20 protein-coding genes and 1 tRNA gene are annotated in these 19071 nt (G+C 66.3%); 9 read left to right on the forward strand and 12 right to left on the reverse strand.

What is annotated here, in order from left to right:
- Nucleotides 1-30: 30 nt before the first annotated feature.
- Nucleotides 31-810, reverse strand: coding sequence for a diphthine synthase (gene dph5, locus ACTF4R_RS14125; protein ID WP_440008525.1), 780 nt, complete (start codon nucleotides 808-810; stop codon nucleotides 31-33).
- 1217 nt (nucleotides 811-2027) lie between these two features.
- On the opposite strand from dph5, the gene ACTF4R_RS14130 reads away from it, so the two are divergent.
- Together ACTF4R_RS14130 and ACTF4R_RS14135 are read left to right on the forward strand one after the other, a co-directional pair.
- A complete protein-coding gene (locus ACTF4R_RS14130; RefSeq protein ID WP_440008526.1) occupies nucleotides 2028-3017 on the forward strand; it encodes a class I SAM-dependent methyltransferase in 990 nt (329 codons plus the stop codon).
- Between the two features lie 101 nt (nucleotides 3018-3118).
- Nucleotides 3119-3193: transfer RNA gene (locus ACTF4R_RS14135), tRNA-Thr, on the forward strand.
- A 465-nt stretch (nucleotides 3194-3658) separates the two neighbouring features.
- Here the strand turns inward: ACTF4R_RS14135 and ACTF4R_RS14140 are convergent.
- Nucleotides 3659-4543 (reverse strand): DUF8172 family protein, encoded by an 885-nt coding sequence (locus ACTF4R_RS14140; RefSeq protein WP_440008527.1) that lies wholly within the window; start codon nucleotides 4541-4543, stop codon nucleotides 3659-3661.
- Between the two features lie 183 nt (nucleotides 4544-4726).
- On the opposite strand from ACTF4R_RS14140, the gene ACTF4R_RS21195 reads away from it, so the two are divergent.
- Together ACTF4R_RS21195 and katG are read left to right on the forward strand one after the other, a co-directional pair.
- Nucleotides 4727-5098, forward strand: coding sequence for a DUF8118 domain-containing protein (locus tag ACTF4R_RS21195; protein WP_473965266.1), 372 nt, complete (start codon nucleotides 4727-4729; stop codon nucleotides 5096-5098).
- 200 nt (nucleotides 5099-5298) lie between these two features.
- A complete protein-coding gene (katG, locus tag ACTF4R_RS14145) occupies nucleotides 5299-7476 on the forward strand; it encodes a catalase/peroxidase HPI (protein ID WP_440008528.1) in 2178 nt (725 codons plus the stop codon).
- A gap of 141 nt (nucleotides 7477-7617) precedes the next feature.
- On the opposite strand, the gene ACTF4R_RS14150 is transcribed toward katG, so the two are convergent.
- Nucleotides 7618-7911 (reverse strand): hypothetical protein, encoded by a 294-nt coding sequence (locus tag ACTF4R_RS14150; RefSeq protein WP_440008529.1) that lies wholly within the window; start codon nucleotides 7909-7911, stop codon nucleotides 7618-7620.
- Nucleotides 7912-8139: 228 nt separating this feature from the next.
- Here ACTF4R_RS14150 and ACTF4R_RS14155 point away from each other — a divergent pair, with 228 nt between their 5' ends.
- A complete protein-coding gene (locus ACTF4R_RS14155) occupies nucleotides 8140-8445 on the forward strand; it encodes a cupin domain-containing protein (RefSeq protein WP_440008530.1) in 306 nt (101 codons plus the stop codon).
- A 57-nt stretch (nucleotides 8446-8502) separates the two neighbouring features.
- On the opposite strand, the gene ACTF4R_RS14160 is transcribed toward ACTF4R_RS14155, so the two are convergent.
- The 5 genes from ACTF4R_RS14160 to ACTF4R_RS14180 form a co-directional block, all read right to left on the reverse strand.
- The gene (locus tag ACTF4R_RS14160; RefSeq protein WP_440008531.1) at nucleotides 8503-9282 is read right to left on the reverse strand and encodes a GHMP family kinase ATP-binding protein; all 780 of its coding nucleotides are present in this window, start codon (nucleotides 9280-9282) and stop codon (nucleotides 8503-8505) included.
- Nucleotides 9283-9327: 45 nt separating this feature from the next.
- Nucleotides 9328-9840, reverse strand: a complete 513-nt coding sequence (locus ACTF4R_RS14165; protein ID WP_440008532.1) for a hypothetical protein — start codon at nucleotides 9838-9840, stop codon at nucleotides 9328-9330.
- A complete protein-coding gene (locus ACTF4R_RS14170; RefSeq protein WP_440008533.1) occupies nucleotides 9840-10343 on the reverse strand; it encodes a DUF7342 family protein in 504 nt (167 codons plus the stop codon). The genes ACTF4R_RS14165 and ACTF4R_RS14170 overlap by 1 nt, the downstream gene beginning before the upstream one ends.
- A 236-nt stretch (nucleotides 10344-10579) precedes the next feature.
- Complete coding sequence (locus ACTF4R_RS14175; RefSeq protein ID WP_440008534.1) at nucleotides 10580-11059, reverse strand: hypothetical protein; 480 nt, start codon at nucleotides 11057-11059, stop codon at nucleotides 10580-10582.
- 79 nt (nucleotides 11060-11138) lie between these two features.
- Entirely contained in the window at nucleotides 11139-11483 is a 345-nt protein-coding gene (locus tag ACTF4R_RS14180; RefSeq protein ID WP_440008535.1) for a DUF7344 domain-containing protein, read from the reverse strand.
- A 225-nt stretch (nucleotides 11484-11708) separates the two neighbouring features.
- Between ACTF4R_RS14180 and ACTF4R_RS14185 the strand changes: the two genes are divergently transcribed.
- Together ACTF4R_RS14185 and ACTF4R_RS14190 are read left to right on the forward strand one after the other, a co-directional pair.
- A complete protein-coding gene (locus tag ACTF4R_RS14185; RefSeq protein ID WP_440008536.1) occupies nucleotides 11709-12608 on the forward strand; it encodes an ArsR/SmtB family transcription factor in 900 nt (299 codons plus the stop codon).
- 27 nt (nucleotides 12609-12635) lie between these two features.
- Nucleotides 12636-12926: a hypothetical protein gene (locus ACTF4R_RS14190; protein ID WP_440008537.1), complete on the forward strand. Its 291-nt coding sequence runs from the start codon at nucleotides 12636-12638 to the stop codon at nucleotides 12924-12926.
- Between the two features lie 139 nt (nucleotides 12927-13065).
- Here ACTF4R_RS14190 and ACTF4R_RS14195 read toward each other — a convergent pair whose 3' ends face one another.
- Nucleotides 13066-14322 (reverse strand): threonine synthase, encoded by a 1257-nt coding sequence (locus ACTF4R_RS14195; RefSeq protein WP_440008538.1) that lies wholly within the window; start codon nucleotides 14320-14322, stop codon nucleotides 13066-13068.
- A 112-nt stretch (nucleotides 14323-14434) separates the two neighbouring features.
- Between ACTF4R_RS14195 and ACTF4R_RS14200 the strand changes: the two genes are divergently transcribed.
- Nucleotides 14435-14764: a GerW family sporulation protein gene (locus tag ACTF4R_RS14200; RefSeq protein WP_440008539.1), complete on the forward strand. Its 330-nt coding sequence runs from the start codon at nucleotides 14435-14437 to the stop codon at nucleotides 14762-14764.
- An 81-nt stretch (nucleotides 14765-14845) separates the two neighbouring features.
- Entirely contained in the window at nucleotides 14846-15799 is a 954-nt protein-coding gene (locus ACTF4R_RS14205) for a phytoene/squalene synthase family protein (protein WP_440008540.1), read from the forward strand.
- Here the strand turns inward: ACTF4R_RS14205 and cruF are convergent.
- The 3 genes from cruF to ACTF4R_RS14220 are packed head-to-tail and all read right to left on the reverse strand — an operon-like array spanning nucleotide 15796 to nucleotide 18981.
- Nucleotides 15796-16650: a bisanhydrobacterioruberin hydratase gene (gene cruF, locus ACTF4R_RS14210; protein ID WP_440008541.1), complete on the reverse strand. Its 855-nt coding sequence runs from the start codon at nucleotides 16648-16650 to the stop codon at nucleotides 15796-15798. The genes ACTF4R_RS14205 and cruF overlap by 4 nt on opposite strands.
- On the reverse strand, nucleotides 16643-17503 hold the full coding sequence (locus ACTF4R_RS14215) for a prenyltransferase (RefSeq protein WP_440008542.1): 861 nt from the start codon (nucleotides 17501-17503) through the stop codon (nucleotides 16643-16645). The genes cruF and ACTF4R_RS14215 overlap by 8 nt, the downstream gene beginning before the upstream one ends.
- Nucleotides 17500-18981 (reverse strand): phytoene desaturase family protein, encoded by a 1482-nt coding sequence (locus ACTF4R_RS14220; RefSeq protein ID WP_440008543.1) that lies wholly within the window; start codon nucleotides 18979-18981, stop codon nucleotides 17500-17502. The genes ACTF4R_RS14215 and ACTF4R_RS14220 overlap by 4 nt, the downstream gene beginning before the upstream one ends.
- Nucleotides 18982-19071 lie beyond the last annotated feature (90 nt).

Here is a 19071-nt window from a genome sequence, read left to right on the forward strand (position 1 = left end):
ACTCGACGACGACCTATCGAGAGCCGCGGGCTACGCCAGCTTCTCGTCGAGCAGGTCCGGCGGCGCGTCGGCGAGCGTCGCCAACGCGTCGCGTTCGACGTGATGCAGGTCGCCGGGGACGACGAGCAGGTGGAGCGGGTCGCCGAAGTCCCGCGTCGCCAGTTCCGACACCGGGGCGGCCTCGACCACCGGACTCGGACTGCCAGCGCGCACGACGGCAACGGCGAGGACGTCCTCATAGCCGGACGCGAGCATGTCGGCGGCGGTGCTGGCGGTCATGTAGTCGCCGCGGTCTTCCTTGATGTCGAGGTAGACGAGCGTGTGGAGGCCGCGCTCACGGTTCTGGTCGAGCGTGTCGGTGACGCTGGCCGGGAGGCCGTCCGCGCCGTGGGCGTAGTCGAATGGAAGCGTCGTCGCCTTACCGAACCGGTAGTTCTGGAGGCCGGTCAGGCCGGCGGCTGCGGACTGGGCGGTCGGCGCGTGGACGACCCGGGTGTCGATGCCGCGCTCCTCCCCGCGCAGTCGCAGGTCGACGTGGGTCGTCGATATCATGCTGTCCCCAGCGGTGACGAACGCGGCATCGCCGTCCTCCGCGGCCGCGAGGATCTCCTCGGGGTCCTGCTCGACGCCGGCACGGTCCCGGACCTCGATGTCGGCGTCGTGATACCGTTCGAGGTCGTCGACAGTCGCGCCGACGAGATGGCTGGTGTAGAACTCCGCGAAGACGCGGTCGGCCGACCGGAGCGCGTCGCGGCCCTCGACCGTGATCGAGCGCTCGTCGTACAGGCCGAGCCCGATGAAGGTGAGCATACCCGCCTCTCGTCACGCACGGGAGTTAAGCGGCGCGCTTGACCTCCTCCCGCGCTTGAAGACACGGGAATCCCGCCACGGGATTGCAGTCCGAACTACCGACCCGTTGCGGTTCCAAGACCAATACGGGCCACGTGTCCGCTGCTGGGTATCAGCATCGGCCAGACTGTCTCGAGGTCCGGTCAACGAGGCCCCGTCCTCAACAGAGTCATCGCCACCCTTTCCGACCGGAATCTCCGACCGGAATCCCGGTCGCTTCGGGACCGACGCTCTCCACGACGGTAGCGACCGTCGATGCCGGCTCGGTTCATAATCGAAACCGCGGGACGAGAACCGATTATGAGAGCTCTCCCCCGACATCGGGGCGTCGAACCGGGTTCATAATCGGCCCAGATGCCCGGTAATAGATTGTGAGAAGAGGGTGAAAAACGGAGTTAGGGAAAGGAATGAGAGGCGTCGCGAATCGGTTGAAGCCGCGCGTATCGCGGGATAGACCGCCGTTCTACGGGTTCAGCGCCCACCGGATGTGAGCGGACCGCCTCCGATTTAGCCCGTCTCATTCTTCATAATCGGTTCCCGTCTGGCGATTACGCGGTCGTAAACTCCCTATCACTCGGAGCGACTACTCCCCACGGAAATCACCAGACGCAACTGCATTCGCTCGCTCCGAATCGCTCGTCCACCCTGCTCGCAGACTCCTTTCGCGTACTCTCGCCTCATACTCCGCTCACGAACACCACTCTCACTCCTCCTTGCGGGCTTTGACGCCGATTATGAACCGGAATCGAGGCCCGCTCGCCGCTGGACGGGCGCTTTCGTCGCACGAGCAACCGTCTTCGCGATCATGATTCGGACTCCGCGTCGAGGCGGTCACGCGACCACTCGGCCGGATACGTCGCAGTCATCCCGGGCGTATCGGGACGGAACTGCTGTGGTGGCGTCGTCTTGCAATCGGTCCTCTCAACGCGTGGCCCGCTCTCGCTGTCGGCACCTGGTTCCCGAACCCAATCGGAAAACTCCTGGCACGGATGCTCGGGTTGCGCTTCGGCGGTGATTTCGACAGCGCGGACCGGGTGGACCAGAATTCTGTCGGCCCGAACCGAGAGCTCGATTCGTCTCTCGACGCTCTGTGCCCGAGCGGTCATCTCGATCAGCTATCCGGTCGCCGCGGTCCCCAAAGCGTCAGGGTTAACGCCCGCTCGGGGGAACAGGGAACCATGGAGACGCCGTGCGTGCGCGTCGAGCGCGAACGCGGGGAGGCGACGCGCCGCGAACTCGCGGACGCCAACCTGGTGGCCGAGAACCGCGAGATAGTGGTCGAGGACGGATGGCTGTACGTCCCCGTAACGGATCCTGAGGCGGTCCCCGACGGATTCGAGGTGGTCGAACGCGACGTCCCCGCTCGCGAGACCCAGACGATGCCCGCGGATCTGCTCGGCGAGGAGCCGAGCTACGAGCGCCTGGGGGACATCGTCATCGTCGACGAGGACGACCCGGAGCGCGCCCGCGAGGTCGCCGACGCAATCGCGAACTCCGACCTGCCGGTGAAGACGGTGCTCGACCGGGCGTCGAAGGTGAAAGGCGACCGGCGCGTTCGCGACTGGACCGTGCTCGCGGGCGACGGCACCGAGACGGTCCACCGCGAGTACGGCTGTGAGTTCCTGCTCGACGTCGCGCAGGTGTACTTCTCCCCCAGGCTCGCCACGGAACGCCACCGCGTCGCGGAACAGGTCGGGGCGGACGAACGCACGTTCGACATGTTCGCGGGCGTCGGCCCGTTCGTCGTCCCGTTCGCGAAGCGGGGAGCCGAAGCCGTCGGCGTCGACATCAACGAGGCGGCCATCGAGTACCTCCGGGAGAACGCACGCCGGAACGGTGTTGCGGACCGCGTGACCGCGATTCACGGGGACGTCCGAGACGTCGCGTCGGACTACGGGAACTGGGCTGACCGCATCGTCATGAACCTCCCACACAGCGCCGACGAGTTCCTCGACACCGCGGTCCTGCTCGCGAGCGACGACTGCACACTCCACTACTACGACATCCAGCACGAGGACGACCCGTTCGGTCCGGGCGAGGACGCGATTCGCGCAGCGGCGGAGTCGGGAGACCACGCGTACGACGTGACGGTCGAGAACCGCCGCGTCGTGCGCTCGTACGCACCCCACGAACTGAACGTCTGTCTCGACGTTCGCCTCTCGCGGTAGCTCTCCCTCTGGTTTCGCGTAGCCCGGCGGCGATTCCGCAACCCTTAAGCCGTTTCTGGCGAGAACATTCGAGTGCAGAGAGCGCAGGTGACCCTGAGCGTGCCGGTGTAGCTCAGACTGGCTAGAGCGATTCCTTCGTAAGGAATAGGCCGAGGGTTCAAATCCCTCCACCGGCTTTTCCTTCGCAATAGTCCAACTGGACAGATTTCTTCAACCGACGTTACTGCACACATCTCATAACCAGACAACAAGAAAGGACAGCCGGCCGTGGTGAGTGGGCCTGATATCGGTGTAATCGAGGAGCAACACCGTGTCATTCGCCGGTGATACTCTCGGTAACAGTCAGGCTGGCGAAAGCACCGGCGAGACGACTGACGACCGAGATGATGTGGTGACGCGTTGGAAAGAGACGGGTCTTCTCGACTCACGGCGAAGGCCGACTGTCGTCTCTCCCGACAGCAAGTGCGGTGATACGATATTGCGGGCCATCTCGTCTCTGCAGTAGGTTTATACTGCTCGATCGGCTTTCTTCATGTATGAGCCTCGAAGAGACCGTTGACCATCTCGCTGAGGAGCTTGATCTTGAGCGCAGTGAGCATGTGCGCGAGGTTGGCCACTCGGTTGCGAAGCTTCGCGACTGATTAGAGTTCACTGAAGTCCCGTTCGACGAGACCTGTCTCTAAATATTCGACGAAGGCGGCTTTTGACGGGCCAGGCTGTTCTGTGAAATCCGCCTGATCTGTACGGCTGAGTACTGCCTGGGCAAAGTCAATACAGTGTTGTTCATGCCGTATCACATACGTCGAGAGAGCGTCTCGCCAATGCATATCCAACTCAAACTCGGCTAGCGCGATCTGGATCCCATCCTTCCGTTCAACGATATCAACATCAAGCTCTCGAAGCTGCTTGAATCGGACGTTGTTGCGGCGGACCGTGATCAAGCGCTTTGAGTCAACAATGTATGGGTCAACCCAGTCACGCCACGTATGGTCGTCAACGTGAGTGCGTGGCATTTCGAAGTCTGGAGCGACACTTTCGATACAGAACTGCAGCATTGCAATCGCCGTCCGATGATTTGCATTCGGAAGTGAATGGCGCAGAATCAGGTTCGACATCAACTCACCAGCAACCTGCGATAGCCCTGTCCCCCACGAGACGTGATCAAGCGCCTGCTGGATTTTCTGCGGTTCGAACTCTTTGTATAGACGAAACTCTTCGTTATCGTGTGCGTCAACGGCCGCCTCAAGCAACTCGACTAATCGGAAGGCAGTCACTTGTCCAGCACGCGGAAGATCGCTAATCCGCTCGCTAAGCCACTCACTATTGAATTCGACATCACTTGTAGCTTCGATTCCCGTCTCCCCTTCATAGAGAATGTAGACTGGTTCATCAAATGGATAGCCGATGAACTTCGTAGCCCCCTCTACCTCTTCTTGGCGGGAAAGAAGGTCTGCTGGAGAGACTGAGCTATATTTGAGCGAGAACTGCTCAGCCTGGGGATGATGGTAGTGGACGACACGAGCCATTTGCAAATACTATTCGCTTAGCAGGGTTAAAACCCGCTTTTCGTGACTCGTGTAACTGCTCTTTCTATACTTTCATTACGTCCGCTACACGCACATGGCTGCTGTTGAATCGCGTCCGCTGACGGCTCGACTGGGGCCTTCCCCGCTGACGACACTGAGAGCGACGACGCCGCTGAGACGCACGTGACTTGGCCGCACGTCGGCCAGGACAAGTACGGCAAGGTTGACCATAGTTGCTGGCGATGTGAGCACTGTGGGGCGGAGACGACCGTCAAACGCGCTCAATCACTGCTGCTAACCTCGCCCTCCTCTAGTTATGGCTCGTCAACAGACCCTAACGCAAGTCGCCGAACAGGCCACGCTCGCGACCGCCGGCCGATGTCCGCACTGCAAAACGGCGGTTACGGCGACGACTGTCCGGGGTCCCTCAACGATGGTGTTGCATTCGTGCAGACGTGCAATCGCGTCAGAACCGCTGCTGCTCGAATTCGGCGTCCTCTCGCCCAACGCCCGACGAGTGGCTTATGGCCTTCCTCCGATACTGCCTACGACTGACGGCCGCTGATGCATTTGACTCTCCATCTTTGCTCTCTTGAAACCTTCAATCAGTGATGATTTGGCGAGGGCGTGCTGAATACAGGGCGCGAATCCATCACCGTCGAGAGTTCATAGATTAATAAGAATATTTCGGATATAGCGAAGCTTCATCGCTGGATTAGAAAAACTTAATATGCGAAAGTGGCAACTGCCCGTAGATGAACGGGTCCAACCAAGACTGGTGGCCGAATCGATTGAACCTGGAAATTCTCGACCAGAACGCTCGCCACGCCGATCCGATGGGCGAGGAGTTCGACTACGCGGAGGAGTTCGAGACACTCGACTTCGAAGCCGTAAAGGCGGACATCGAAGAGGTGATGACGACGTCGCAGGAGTGGTGGCCGGCTGACTACGGCCACTACGGGCCGCTCTTCATTCGGATGGCGTGGCACAGCGCCGGCACGTACCGCACCAGCGACGGCCGCGGCGGCGCGTCCGGCGGCACGCAACGCTTCGCGCCCCTCAACAGCTGGCCCGACAACGCGAACCTCGACAAGGCGCGCCGGCTGCTCTGGCCGGTCAAGCAGAAGTACGGCCGCAAACTCTCGTGGGCCGATCTGATAGTCCTGGCCGGGAACGTCGCCCTGGAGTCGATGGGATTCGAGACGTTCGGGTTCGCCGGCGGACGCGAGGACGACTTCGAGCCCGACGAGGCCGTCGACTGGGGTCCCGAGGACGAGTGGGAAGCGTCCGAGCGCTTCGACGAGGACGAGGAACTCGAGAATCCGCTCGCCGCCACCGTGATGGGGCTCATCTACGTGAACCCAGAGGGACCGGACAGCGAGCCGGACCCGATGGGGTCGGCGGAACGAATTCGAGAGTCGTTCAGCCGGATGGCGATGAACGACGAGGAGACGGCCGCGCTCATCGCCGGCGGACACACCTTCGGGAAGGTCCACGGCGCCGACGACCCCGACGAGCACGTCGGTCCCGAGCCCGAGGCGGCCCCCATCGACCAGCAGGGTCTCGGCTGGGAGAGCAGCCACGGCTCCGGCAAAGGGTCCGACGCGATCACCAGCGGGATAGAGGGGCCGTGGAACGCCACGCCGACCCAGTGGGACATGGGCTACCTCGACAACCTGCTCGAGCACGAGTGGGAGCCCGAGAAGGGTCCCGGCGGTGCGTGGCAGTGGACCACGAAGGACGACGCGCTCGATGGCGTCGCACCCGGCACCGAGGACCCGTCGGAGAAGGAAGACGTGATGATGTTGACGACGGACGTCGCCCTGAAGCGTGACCCGGACTACCGGGAGATCATCGAGCGCTTCCAGGAGAACCCACGCGAGTTCCAGGAAGCCTTCGCGAAGGCGTGGTACAAGCTGATCCACCGCGACATGGGCCCGCCGTCCCGATTCCTCGGCCCGGAGGTTCCGGACGAGGAGATGCTGTGGCAGGACCCCATCCCCGACGTCGACCACGGACTGATCGGGGACGAGGAAATCGCCATGCTGAAAGAGGAGATTCTCGCTTCGGACCTCTCCGTCTCCCAGCTGGTCAAGACCGCCTGGGCGTCCGCGTCGACGTACCGCGACAGCGACAAGCGCGGCGGAGCGAACGGAGCCCGCGTTCGCCTCGAACCGCAGAAGAGCTGGGAGGTGAACGAGCCGGAGCAGCTGGAGACGGTGCTTTCGACCCTCGAAGAGATTCAGGAGGAGTTCAACGGCTCGCGATCCGACGGGACGAGAGTCTCGCTGGCCGACCTGATCGTTCTGGGCGGCAACGCGGCCATCGAGAAGGCCGCGGCGGACGCCGGGTACGACGTGGAGGTTCCGTTCGAGCCGGGCCGTACCGACGCCTCGCAGGCACAGACCGACGTCGAGTCCTTCGAGGCGCTCGAACCGGAAGCCGACGGGTTCCGTAACTACCTCGGGGACGGTCACGACCAATCGGCGGAGGAGCTGTTGGTCGACAAGGCCGACCTCCTGGATCTGACGGCCGACGAGATGACGGTTCTGGTCGGCGGCATGCGCGCGCTGAACGCGAACTACCAGGATACCGATCTCGGCGTCTTCACCGACCGGCCGGAGACGCTGACCAACGATTTCTTCGTCAACCTCCTCGACATGGACTACGAGTGGGAAGCGTCCTCGGAGTCCAAGGACATCCTGGAGCAGGAAGCGTCCTCGGAAGCCCACGATATCTACGACCTGCGCGACCGTGAGACGGGCGAAATCGAGTGGACGGGTACCCGCGTCGATCTCGTCTTCGGTTCGAACGCCCGGCTTCGAGCCATCGCGGAAGTCTACGGCAGTGACGACGCGGAGGAGACGTTCGTGCGTGACTTCGTGGACGCGTGGCACAAAGTGATGACCCTCGATCGCTTCGACCTCGAGTGATCTGAGCCGAGAGTCCGGGCCGGTGACCGTGTCCGACGTCTCGACGGCGTGTGGCCACGGTCCCCGTCCGGTCTCGCAAACGTGTCGCGAAGAAGTGCCGAACGCAGTGGGGTACGACTGTTTCCTTGGCGACTCGCGCTACTACAGGTGAGTCCCGCTCTGGAGCTTCTTCGGCAGATTGGCGAAGAAGACGCCGGCGATGACGAGCATCAGCCCCGGTACGCCGGCGGCGATTCCGTTCTGGAGAAGGATAGAGAGCGGATGGCCCTTCGGCAGTGCTATCGGTATCGAGACGAGGAACAGCACCACGGAGATGGCGCACAGCCCTGCTCCGGCGGCGTACAGCCCTCTGACGATCTGATACCTGGACACCGAGCGAAGCGACACCCGTCGATGCGTCCCCGATTTGAGCGATGTCCTGTTGCGGTCAAGCATACCGCACGTCGTCCTCCGGTTCACGTAATAGTATCTGATAAAAGATGATACTTCGACCGGCCTCGACGACCTCACCTGTCGAGTCCGGTCCAAATGCCCCTCGCCCTCGGAGGTCCTTCCGTCACGATTCCGCGGTCCTTGCATCACGATTCCACGGCCCTTCCTTTCGGCGAACGACCGACTGCACCCGCCGAAACCGTTCTGGGGTCGCCGGGCGAACGTCCGGACATGGAGCGAACGCAGGCGTCCTCCGACCGCTGGTTCGACGTGGTGCTGACGAACGACGACGCGCAGGCGGCGGTGATGACGCTCGACCCCGGGGAGTCGACCGGCGGGCCGGACAACTACCACGCGGACAGCGACCAGTGGTGCTACGTCGTCGACGGCGAGGGCCGGGCGACGGTCGACGACCGCGACGTCACCCTCGCGGCGGGCGACCTGGTTCTCATCGAGGCGGGCGAGACCCACGAGATAGAGTGTACCGGCGAGCGAGCGCTGGAGACGCTGAACCTCTACGTGCCGCCCGAGTACTGACCGACGGGGACGGCGCGTCCGACCGTCGGGACGTCGGCTCTCGGGGTCACGCCCCCGTCAGCGGAGCCGAGCGCCCTCGGACGCGACCCGCGTTCGCTCGTCGAGCACGCCCTCGACGCCGACGGCGAACACCGTCTCGCCGAGCATCGCCATGCTGGCGGCCCCGCCCGCGGCCTCCACCTCGGCGACGGCGTCGCGGACCCGGTCCGTCGGCAGGCCGATCTCCCGGGCGAACTCCCAGGCGCGGGTGGTGAGATAGGGGAGCGACGGGTCGGCGGGCAGGTCGTCGAGCACCGTCCCGCCGACGCGTTCGACGTCGGCCATCAGGTCGGCGTCGCCGAGCGCGTCGCTCGTCGCCATCCCGCCGAACGAGACGTACTCGACGGGGTCGTCGCGGTCGTGACGCTCGATACCGTCGCCGTAACTCGTCACCAGTCCGCCCATCGACTGGATGAACACGTCGCCGAGACCGGTGCCCGCTGCGACCTCCGCTCGGTGGGCGGCCTCGACGAGTTCCTCGCGCGCGTGTCCGAGACCGAACCGCTCGTCGACGGCGAGCGCGGTGGCGAGCGTCGCGGCCCCGCTCGCGCCGAAGCCGCAGCCGACCGGTACCTGAGCGGTGAGGTCGACCCGCGCCGTCACGTCGAGGTCCTCTAGCAGCAACTCGACCGGTTCGAACGACGTCTCGTCGCCGTCGAGGGTGACGACCCGTCGGTCGGCCGACGCCACGCTGGCGACGACGCCGTCCTCGATTGCCACGCTCGCACCCCTCGACTCGTCGCCGGACTCCGCGGGCGCGAAGACGGCGGTCACGCTTCCCGGAGCGTACGCCTCCATGCGGGAAACCAGACGCGAGACGACCTTCAATGCTGGGAGACGGCATCAGTACTCGACGACAGACGCAGATGTATCGAGTCCAACGGGCCGTCCCTGCTCCCACTCGACGCCCAATACTACCTCTTGGAGAGATGCGAGTCTGCGTTCGACGACGTCGAGCGGATGCGAGTCGATGAACTTGGCTGGCTGATGGTCGATAGCCGTCGAGCCATCGTTCACTTGCAGATGTACCGGGCCGAGATCGCCGTGCGTATCGTCTCGATGCCACCCGACGAGCAGACTGCGGTCTGGCTCGATCCAATTGAACCAGTAATACTCGTACGGATCACTCGTTCGCAGTTGGAAGCCGATCTCAACCCGGGCAGTCGTCACTGAGTACTCGTCGTCGCCAAGGAACTGTCGCGGGTTCACGTCACCAACGACCCGGTGTGAGCCGGCTTCGCGCGGCTCGGCACGCCGTCGACGGACGTCGTTGAACTCAGCGCTGAGTTTGTTCTGGATGCGGTCGTGGAGCCGTTTGCTCTGCAAGTTCGTCCGGTTAGCGAGAAAGACGACCATCAGGCGAGCGTCGAGTGCGAGTCAGTCCGTGGTGAGGAGAGTTCCACCACATCCCTGTACAGCTGAAGAGCATGCTTCACGAGTCCGAGTTCCGTGTTGATCGCCTCCCACGTGGCGATCACGTTGCGACGCTCGCGGAGTTCTTTCGCCGATAACTCGTCTTCGACGAGTCGTTCTCGGAACTCGTCGAGCGAACTGACGTCGTACTCCGCAGCCAGTTCCTCTTGTTCCTCCTTTAGCTCCGTGAGCCGGTTCTCTAACTCGTCGCGTGAATGCTCCTCAATTAGGTCAGTCACTTCGTCGAAGAGCATCCGCACCGGATTCAGATCGTACGCTTTCGTCCCGTCGACGGTCGTCTCGGTGACCCAGTCGTCACTCTGCAGTCGCTGGAGCTCATCGTCGGCCGTTGCGCGCGAGACATCTGCCCGGTCTGCGATATCCTGCACCGGCGTGGGCTCCTCCAGCAACTCCACGACGTGTCGGACACGCTCACGCCCGCTCATACTCTCCGTCCACGATCCCGAATTCGATTCAGCCATCGTACTAGCTCTTGCACTGCGTGGTTCAAATAATTTGGTCTCGTTCAAATATTCAAACAGCAGTAGCGGTAGCAGGGCGACGTGTCGTTCAGGAGACAGGGTAGAAACACGGCTTGAGAAGATGTAACCCCAAAGGATAGCCGGACGTGGTTCAATGCCGGGGTTCGGCAATTCAGCGCCCCCGTCCGACGACATCGCCGTCACAGGACGAGAGAGTCGTCGTTCCCCCGACCCGGATTGCCGTCCCCCTCGCCGTTGCCGAGACCCTCGTCGTCGTCCTCGTCATCGCTTTCGTCGTCGTTCTCCCCTTCGTCTTCGTCCTCACCCTCGCCGCCGTTCTCGTCGTCACCCTCGGAGTCCTCCTCGCTCTCATCTCCCTCGTCTTCGTCCCCGTCACCCGCCTCGCCTTCGCCCTCGCTCTCGCCTCCCTCGTCTTCGCCGGCGTCACCGTCGTTTCCTCCACCGTCGTCCGAACTCGCCGATTCGGCGGTCGCCCGCCCGGCGTCACCGTCTTCGGAGTCAGTTGCGCCGCCGTCCTCCGGGACGACCGTGGTCGAGAGCTGGTCGGACGACGGAGTCGTCGATTCCACGCCGGTGTCGAACACGCCCGCGATAGTCGACATGCCGAGGAGGAAGAACACGATCCCGACGACGACCAGCGTCCGCTGCAACTGCTCCATTGCAGCCGCCAGTTCACCCGGTAGGGCCTTAATTAGTAAGCGATTAAACCGCGAGACGAACCCCGATTGACGGCACAGGTCAGGTCTGACTGGAGTCGAACTCCAGGGTCACGTCGAGCAGCTTCTCGAAGACGTCGGGAAACTCCGCCGTCTCGACGCGCTCCTCGTCCTCGTCGTACCGTATCAGCCCCGCGGCGGACAGTTTCGGGACGTCGGTGTGGTGGAGGTCGGTGTAGATTCGGACGTGTCTCTCGGCGGGGAGCGGCTCCGACCGGTCCGCGTTCATCCAGCCGGCGACGTTGTCCGCCAGCCGCGTGACCGTCGCCGTCTCGTGGCGGCGGAGGTGGTAGAGCGCGTACCGACGGCGAGGCTCGGCGAGTATTTCGAGGAGGATGCGCAACGAGTCTGGAGCCGTATCGGCCATCGTGGGGGACTGCGAGAGCGTTGGCATTCTGCTGTCTTAAAACGACTGATTGGCGGCTGCGAGCCGCTTCTCGTCTCTCCGTCGACCGGCGCGACGCTCGGCCGTGGCGTCGAGAACGCGCCAACATCGGGCAATTCTGGCGTCGCCCGAACCGGTCGTTCGGGTCCCGGTAGCGTCGGCGACGTCGAGGGAGAGGTTTATGTTCTCCGTCCGGTATGTTCGGGCATGGTCGACTTTCTGCCCTCCAGCGTCGACCCGGGGGACGCGGCGGACCGCGACCCGCGGGTGGTCGGTGTCGACAGCGAGGACGCCGACGACCTGATGGCCGCGCTGTCCTCGGACACCAGCCGCGAGGTCCTCGCCGCGCTGTACGAGGAGCCGGCGTCGCCCGCCGCACTCGCCGACCGCGTCGACACCTCGCTCCAGAACGTCCAGTATCACCTCGGAAAACTGGAGGACGGCGACCTCGTCGAGGTCGTCGACACGGTGTACTCCGAGAAGGGCCGCGAGATGGACGTGTACGGTCCGGCGGCGGAGCCGCTGGTCCTGTTCGCCGGCAACGAGGAGCGGACGGTCGGTCTCCGGTCCGCGCTGACGAACCTCCTCGGCGGCGTCGGCGTGCTCGGCCTCGCCAGCCTCGTCGTCCAGCGCCTCTCGACGGGCGAACTGCTCCCGTTCGGCGCGACGTCGAACGGGGGCGGTGACGGTGCGCCGGTCGACTACGACGGAGGCTCGAACGCGGCCGACGGCGGCGCGAACTCGACGACCGAATCTCCCAGTACCGCGCTCGGCGGCAACGACTCGGGCGGAACGGAGGTGAGCACGACGGTCGACTCGTCTCGACCGAGCGAGACCGTCACCGCGTCCGTCGACACCGCGGAGAGCACGACGTCGGCGGCGTCGACCACGACGGCCGAGCAGGTCCGGACGACCGCCGACGCGGCGTCGACCGCGGCGACCGACGTCGCGCGGACCACCACGGAGGCCGTCACGACGGTCGGTTCGGACGGAGCGGCGGCCGTCGCGGGGCTGCCGCCCGGCCTGGTCTTCTTCGCCGGGGGTGCGCTGGTGCTCCTCCTCGGGTTCGCGGTCTGGTACGCCCGGGCGCGGCCCGGACAGGTCTAAGGTCCGGGCTGCCGAACCTCGACGGGAATGGAGCCCGGACGACTCCACGCGCTCGGGACGGCCTCGCTCGCGGCCGGAACGACGCTGCTCGTCCTCTCGCTGCCGGTCATCGTCGCCAGCGTCGCGGGAATCGCCGACGGCGCGCCGACCGTCGACAGCGCGATCCGGACGCTGACGAGCGTGCTGTCGACCGAGTACGCCGGGCTGGACGGAACGAAGCGACTGCTGTACCTCGGCGTCGTCGGCGTCGGCGTCTCGCTGTGGCTGCTCGGGGCGGGACTCCTGTTGCAGGCCCGGGCCGAACGCCGGGAACGATAGCGGAGAGCGGGGACGTGGCGTGTGCTCTGACTGGCGGTCGAGGGACGGCCGACACTGCGGTGGCGTCGCCGGTTCGCACGCCGCGTGCCCGACGAGCGTCCGAACCGTGAAAAGCGGTGCTAATCGCGGTACGGAGGTCTCAAGAGCGCTCCCCCGACTCCGCGACGTCCACCGGCAACGCGTCCAGTCGCGGTTCGACCCGCGGCGTCTCGCCCACGACGTCGGTGACGATGTCGGGCCACTTGCTGCCGGGACCGGTCGCGACGGCGACGACCGTCTCGTCTGGGGCGACGACGCCGTCGGCGACCGCCGGCGGGACGGCCGCCGCGGAGAGCGCCCCGGCGGGTTCGACGAAGACCCCGTCGCGGCCGCAGCATTTGAGCGCCCGCTCGACGCCGGACTGTTCGACGGCGTACGCCGCCCCGCCCGAGGCGCGAACGGCGTCCAGCGCGTGGGACCCCGACCACGACCCCTTCGTGGAGACGCTGATGGGCATCGGACCGTCGTCCCGGCCGACCGTCTCCGCGCCGGACTCGTAGGCTCGCGTCAGCGGCGCGCGCTCGGCCGTCTCGCCCGCGACCATCGCCGGCAGACCGTCTATGACGCCGGCCTCGCGGAGTTCGCGGAAGCCCTTCCAGATGCCGTAGAGGCCGTCGCCGGACCCGACCGGCACAGCGACGGCGTCCGGGACGCCGTGGCGTTCGACGACCTCGAACGCGATGGTCTTGTACGCCTCGTAGACGTACGGCTGGGCGGCGTAGGCGTCCGCGACCTGGTAGGTCGGGAACCAGCCGCGGTCGGCGAGGGCCGCCAGCAGGTCGAGGCGGCGGTCCTCGGTCAGCGTCACCGCCTCGGCCCCGTGAGCGCGAATCTGGGCGAGATGCGGGCGGTCGCTCTCGTCGGCGACGAGCACGAGCGTCTCCTCGACGTCCGCGGCGCTGGCGTAGGCGGCGACGCTCGCGCCGTGATTGCCCGTGCTCGAACAGGCGATACGGTCGTGGCCGAACGCGGCGACGTGCGAGAGCACGACCGCGTTCAGGCGGTCCTTCCACGACCACGTCGGGGCGACCGTCTCGTTCTTCAGGAGGACGGTCGGTCCGGACGCCCCGTCGGCGGCGGCCGCCGAGCAGTGCTCGCCCTCGACCAACGGCGTCCACCCCTCGCCGAGCGTGAGCGGTTCGAACGCCGCGTCTTCGGGCGCGTCGGTCGGCAACCAGTCGCCGTACCGCCAGACGTCGTATCGGTCGGCGTCGGTCGGCAGGTCGGCCGGCGAACCGACGTCGGTCGGCGGGTCCAGCGCGACTTCGAGGCGGCCGTCGCAGGCGGGACACCTCGGCGGCTGTCGGGCCGGCGAGACGCGCTCGCCGCAGTTCCGGCAGACGAACTCGTGGTCCATGTCGCCCGGTTCGTTCGACCACCGAAAAGTCGTTGGGGAACCGGCTCGGACCGCTGGAATCCGGGGAGTAGGTCCCCGAAGGACTTTACGCGGCGTCGTCGTCGGTCGGCCCATGGACGCCATCGAGCAGTTCGAGGACCTCGTCGAACGGCTTCGCCAGAGCGCGACCGTCGAGACGGTGTACGGCGAACAGATAGAACGCGAGGGGAAGACGGTCGTCCCCGTGGCGACCGTGGGCTACGGCTTCGGCGGCGGCTGGGAGATGGAGGAGGACGAGACCGGCGGCGGCCTGGGCGGTGGCGTCAGGGCGACGCCCGTCGGCGCGCTCGAGGTCACCGACGAGGAGACGCAGTTCGTCCGCTTCGACGAGGACTCGCGCGCCGGGGCGGGACTCGTCCTGTTCGCCGGCCTCGTGCTGGGATTCCTCCTCGGCCGTCGATGACAGCCGTCCCGACTTTCTCGCGCTCCAACGATTTATGCGCCCCCGCGTCGTAAGGGTATGGAAGCGTCGGGCGATTCACGAATGGTCACCGAACGGCAACTCTCCACCAGCAAGACGATTCAGCGGCAGACGGGGCGGACGTTCTACGTAGCCACGCGGCTGCTGCCGGAGCGAGTCCGTCACCCGACGTACGTGCTCTACGGGTTCTTCCGGGTCTGCGACGACGTGGTCGACCACCCGGGCGAGGCGACGCCCACCGAACAGCGCGAGCGCCTCGCCGCGTTGCAGGCGCAGGCGCTGGGCGAGCAACCGGCGGACGGTCCAGTACTCTCGGCGTTCCGGGAGGTGGCCGACCGACACGGCATCGCCGACGCGGAGGTCGAGACGTTCGTAGCGGCGATGGCGACCGACGTCGACAAGCGCCGGTACGCCGATTACGCCGAACTGGAGGCGTACATGGACGGGTCGGCCGCCGCCGTCGGTCGGATGATGCTCGCGGTGATGGGCGGCGACGACCCCGAGCGTGCCCGGCCGCACGCGACGGCGCTGGGGGAGGCGTTCCAGCTGACGAACTTCCTGCGGGACGTCCGCGAGGACGTCGTCGACCGCGACCGCATCTACCTCCCCGCGACCACCCTCGCCCGTCACGGCGTCACCCACGACCAGATAATCCGGTTGGAGTTCTCGGAGGGGTTCGCGGCGGCGATGCGCGAGGAACTCCGGCGCGCGGAGACCCTGTATCGCGAGGGCGTCGCCGGCATCCGATATCTCCCCGAGGACTGCCAGTTCGCCGTCCTGCTCGCCGCCGTCCTCTACGCCGAGCACCACCGGCTGATTCGGGCGGTGGACTACGACGTGCTGTCGACGACGCCCGAACTGGGGACGCTCCGGAAGCTACGGCTGGTCGCCCGGACGTGGTGGGAGTGGCGGCGGACCCGCGACCCCGAGACGGTGTTCCGGCGCGTCAGTGCCGTCGGCGAGGGCGACCGCGCGCCCGCCGGCGCGGGAACGCCGGCACCGACGCAGTCGGACTAGCGTTCGGCCGCGCCGGCCGGCCCGAACACGTCGAAGTCGAAGCGGTCGGTCCACAGCAGGCCGCCGCCGAGCAGTCCGGCGACCGCCACCGGCACCCAGTTGCCGAAGTAGGCGTTCATCGCGCCCCAGAGGAGGACGAAGCTCACCATGTCGTCGAGCATGAACTCACAGCGCCGGAGTCTGGTCCGGAGCGTCCGCCAGTCGAACCCGAGTTCCACGAGGGAGACGGCGACCGCGCCGCTGAGAATCCAGCCGAGGAAGTTAGAGAGCGGCACGCCGTAGTACGCGCCGCCGTCGGCGTACGCCCAGAACCCCAGCGCGACGGCGGCCGGGTCGAGCACGAGGTCGACGACGAGCACGACGGCGAGCGACGCCAGCAGGCGCGCCGGCAGCGAGTCGGTCCGGGGGCCGAGCAACAGCAGACAGAGCAGGTAGCTGTTCAGCACGAGCGGGAAGAAGAAGACGGGCAGGCCGATGGGGACGGTCCCGAACAGCATCGGCCCGAGCTCCAGCAGGTAGCGAAACTCGCCGTAGGGGAAGCCGGTCGTCACGCCGACGAACTCGACGGCGTACGTGTAGGCCGTCAGCGCGAGCAGGGCGATGCCGGCCCGCCGGTCGACGAGCGGCGCGAGTCCGGCGACCAGCGGCGACCGCATCACCAGCGTCCCGAAGAGGATGAGAGCGGGATTGCGCGCCAGCCACGCCGGTAGCCAGGCCTCGTGGCCCGCGACGAACAGCAGCGCGCCGACGAGCGGGAAGACGACGGCGATGGTGAACCGGTTCTCGCGGACGACCCGCGACAGGGTCGCCTCCACCTCGCGGCGGGAGACGGCAGGGAGGGGACTACCCACGGACGACCCTCCAGAGGCCGCCCAGGGTCAGCACCATCCCGACGACGGCGTTGATGGCGGGATACCACCAGTACGCGCGGTCGACGGCCACGCCGGTCGCGCGCCAGACGACGACGAGCGCGGGATAGACCAGCAGGAGCGCACCTGCCCGCGGGTCGAGCAGTCCGAAGGTCGCCGCGGCGAGCAACCAGACGACGCCGCAGTACGCGAGCGTCCTGCCCTCGCCGAGCACGGTCGCCGTGGTCCGGATGCCCGCCTCGCGGTCCGGTTCGACGTCGGGGATGGCGGAGAAGGTGTGCATCGCCATCGCCCAGAGCCAGCCGCCGGCGACGGCGAGCGCCGGAGGGTGGCCGCCGGCGAGCGTGGCGTAGGCGGCCGCCCCCGGCAGGACGTACAGGCCGTTCGACGCGGAGTCGAGTAGCGGCGTCGTCTTGAACCGCAGGGGCGGCGCGCTGTACGCCGCGCCGAGCAGCAGGAAGCCGACCAGCCACGGCCACGCGACGCGCGGGGTGACGGCCACGAGCGCGACCCCGAGCAGCGCCGCGACCGCGACCGCGACCGGAACGAGGCGGTCGCCGCCGTACCGCACCTCTCGCCGTTCCTTCTTCGGGTTCTCCTCGTCCACGTCGGCGTCGAACACGTCGTTGATGCCGTAGAGGAAGACGTTCGCCGGGAGGAGGAAGTACGCGAACAGCGCGAGCGCGAGCGGGGAGAACAGCTCCGCTACCGACGACGCGCCGTAGGCGACGCCGACGACCACCGGCCCCGCGAGGTAGAGCCAGAACCGCGGGCGCGACAGCTTCAGGAGGTACCGCAACGTCGTCGGTCGTCGGCTCTGGCCGGTCGTCGTCATTCCTGGTAGTCTTCGATCATCGCGTCGGCGGTGTGCTGGCCGCTGATGAGACACATCGGGACGCCGATGCCGGGCGTGGTGTACGACCCGGTGAAGTAGAGACCGTCGACGGCGGGCGAGCGACGCGCCGGTCGCAGCGGACCGGTCTGGCGCAGCGTGTGCGCCAGTCCGAGCGCCGTCCCCCTCTTGCTGTTGTAACGGTCCGCGAACTCCGAGACGGCGAACTGCTCCTCGAAGACGATGCGGTCGCGCAACTCGACGCCCGTGTTCGCCGCCACGTCGTCGAGAATCCGCTCGCGGTACCGTTCGCGCCGCTCCGGGCCGTCGTCCAGGCCGGGCGCGACGGGGACGAGCACGAACAGGTTGCTGTGTCCCTCGGGTGCGACCCCGTCGTCCGTCTCGCTGGGGACGCAGAGGTAGTACGCCGGGTCGTCGGGCCACTCTCCCTCCTCGAAGATCTGGCGGAAGTGGCGGTCCCAGTCGGTCGGCAGGACGAGCGTGTGGTGGGCCAGCGGTTCCACGTCGCCCTCGACGCCGAGGTACAGGAGGAACGCGGACGGGGCGTAGGTGCGAGAGTCCCAGTAGTCGGCGTCGTACGCGCGGTGTTCGGGCGGGAGGAGTTCCTGCTCGGTGTGGGCGTAGTCGGCGTCGCTGACGACGAGGTCAGCCGGCATCGTCCGCTCGCCGGCGTGGACGAGGAAGTCGCTCTCGTGGCCGGTGATGGCCGTCACCTCGTGGTCCGTACGGTACTCGACGCCGAGTTCGGCTCCGAGTTCGGCGATGCCGTCGACGACGCCGCCCAGTCCACCCTCCGGATAGTGGACGCCGAGGTTGAAGTCGACGTGGCTCATCAGGTTGTAGAGCGCGGGCGTGTTGTGCGGCGACCCTCCGAGGAAGACGAGGGTGTACTGCATTATCTGCTGGAGCTTCGGGTGGTCGAAGAACCGCTCGACGTGGTCCTGCATCGTCCCGAGCAGGCTCAGCCCGCGGGCGTTCTTCGCCACGTCCCACGAGACGTAGTCGCGGAACCGACTCCGGTCGGTGTAGACGAACTTCGACATGCCGACGCCGTAGTTCGTCTCGGAGCGCCGGAGGTAGTCGTCGAGCGCGTCGCCCGCCCCGTCCTCGTAGGATTCGAAGACGGCGCGGTTGTGCGCCATGTCCGGTCGGATATCGACTTCGTCGCCGTCCTTGAAGAAGATGCGGTAGTGGGGGTCGAGCTGTTGCAGTCCGTAGTAGTCGGTCGGCTCGCGGTCGAAGTGGCCGAAGAACCGCTCGAACACGTCGGGCATGAGATACCACGACGGCCCCATGTCGAACTCGAACCCGTCGGCCTCCAGCCGGCTGGCTCGCCCGCCCAGCTGTTCGTTCTTCTCCAGTACCGTCACGTCGGCCCCGGCGTCGGCGAGGTAACACGCCGTCGACAGGCCGCCGAATCCGCTCCCGACCACGGCGACGGACTGGTCAGCGAGGTCCATACCGATTTCTGGGGCGCAACCCCAATAAAAGCGCTACACTGGGGCGTCCTCGGCGCTATCGCTGGGAATTTGCCAGTGGTATCGGTTCCG

The organism is Halomicrococcus pelagicus, assembly GCF_051917725.1.
Taxonomy (GTDB): Archaea; Halobacteriota; Halobacteria; order Halobacteriales; family Haladaptataceae; genus Halomicrococcus.

Excerpts from the sequence above, each read along its gene's own strand:
- ACTF4R_RS14175 (WP_440008534.1), bottom strand. The coding sequence starts at position 11,059 with ATGGAGCAGTTGCAGCGGACGCTGGTCGTCGTCGGGATCGTGTTCTTC.
- ACTF4R_RS14165 (WP_440008532.1), bottom strand. The coding sequence starts at position 9,840 with ATGGTCGTCTTTCTCGCTAACCGGACGAACTTGCAGAGCAAACGGCTC.
- ACTF4R_RS14150 (WP_440008529.1), bottom strand. The coding sequence starts at position 7,911 with ATGCTTGACCGCAACAGGACATCGCTCAAATCGGGGACGCATCGACGG.
- dph5 (WP_440008525.1), bottom strand. The coding sequence starts at position 810 with ATGCTCACCTTCATCGGGCTCGGCCTGTACGACGAGCGCTCGATCACG.
- ACTF4R_RS14195 (WP_440008538.1), bottom strand. The coding sequence starts at position 14,322 with ATGGACCACGAGTTCGTCTGCCGGAACTGCGGCGAGCGCGTCTCGCCG.
- ACTF4R_RS14170 (WP_440008533.1), bottom strand. The coding sequence starts at position 10,343 with ATGAGCGGGCGTGAGCGTGTCCGACACGTCGTGGAGTTGCTGGAGGAG.
- katG (WP_440008528.1), top strand. The coding sequence starts at position 5,299 with ATGAACGGGTCCAACCAAGACTGGTGGCCGAATCGATTGAACCTGGAA.
- ACTF4R_RS14215 (WP_440008542.1), bottom strand. The coding sequence starts at position 17,503 with ATGACGACGACCGGCCAGAGCCGACGACCGACGACGTTGCGGTACCTC.
- ACTF4R_RS14190 (WP_440008537.1), top strand. The coding sequence starts at position 12,636 with ATGGAGCCCGGACGACTCCACGCGCTCGGGACGGCCTCGCTCGCGGCC.
- ACTF4R_RS14220 (WP_440008543.1), bottom strand. The coding sequence starts at position 18,981 with ATGGACCTCGCTGACCAGTCCGTCGCCGTGGTCGGGAGCGGATTCGGC.
- ACTF4R_RS14200 (WP_440008539.1), top strand. The coding sequence starts at position 14,435 with ATGGACGCCATCGAGCAGTTCGAGGACCTCGTCGAACGGCTTCGCCAG.
- ACTF4R_RS14130 (WP_440008526.1), top strand. The coding sequence starts at position 2,028 with ATGGAGACGCCGTGCGTGCGCGTCGAGCGCGAACGCGGGGAGGCGACG.
- ACTF4R_RS14155 (WP_440008530.1), top strand. The coding sequence starts at position 8,140 with ATGGAGCGAACGCAGGCGTCCTCCGACCGCTGGTTCGACGTGGTGCTG.
- ACTF4R_RS14205 (WP_440008540.1), top strand. The coding sequence starts at position 14,846 with ATGGTCACCGAACGGCAACTCTCCACCAGCAAGACGATTCAGCGGCAG.
- ACTF4R_RS14185 (WP_440008536.1), top strand. The coding sequence starts at position 11,709 with ATGGTCGACTTTCTGCCCTCCAGCGTCGACCCGGGGGACGCGGCGGAC.
- ACTF4R_RS14160 (WP_440008531.1), bottom strand. The coding sequence starts at position 9,282 with ATGGAGGCGTACGCTCCGGGAAGCGTGACCGCCGTCTTCGCGCCCGCG.
- ACTF4R_RS14140 (WP_440008527.1), bottom strand. The coding sequence starts at position 4,543 with ATGGCTCGTGTCGTCCACTACCATCATCCCCAGGCTGAGCAGTTCTCG.
- ACTF4R_RS14180 (WP_440008535.1), bottom strand. The coding sequence starts at position 11,483 with ATGGCCGATACGGCTCCAGACTCGTTGCGCATCCTCCTCGAAATACTC.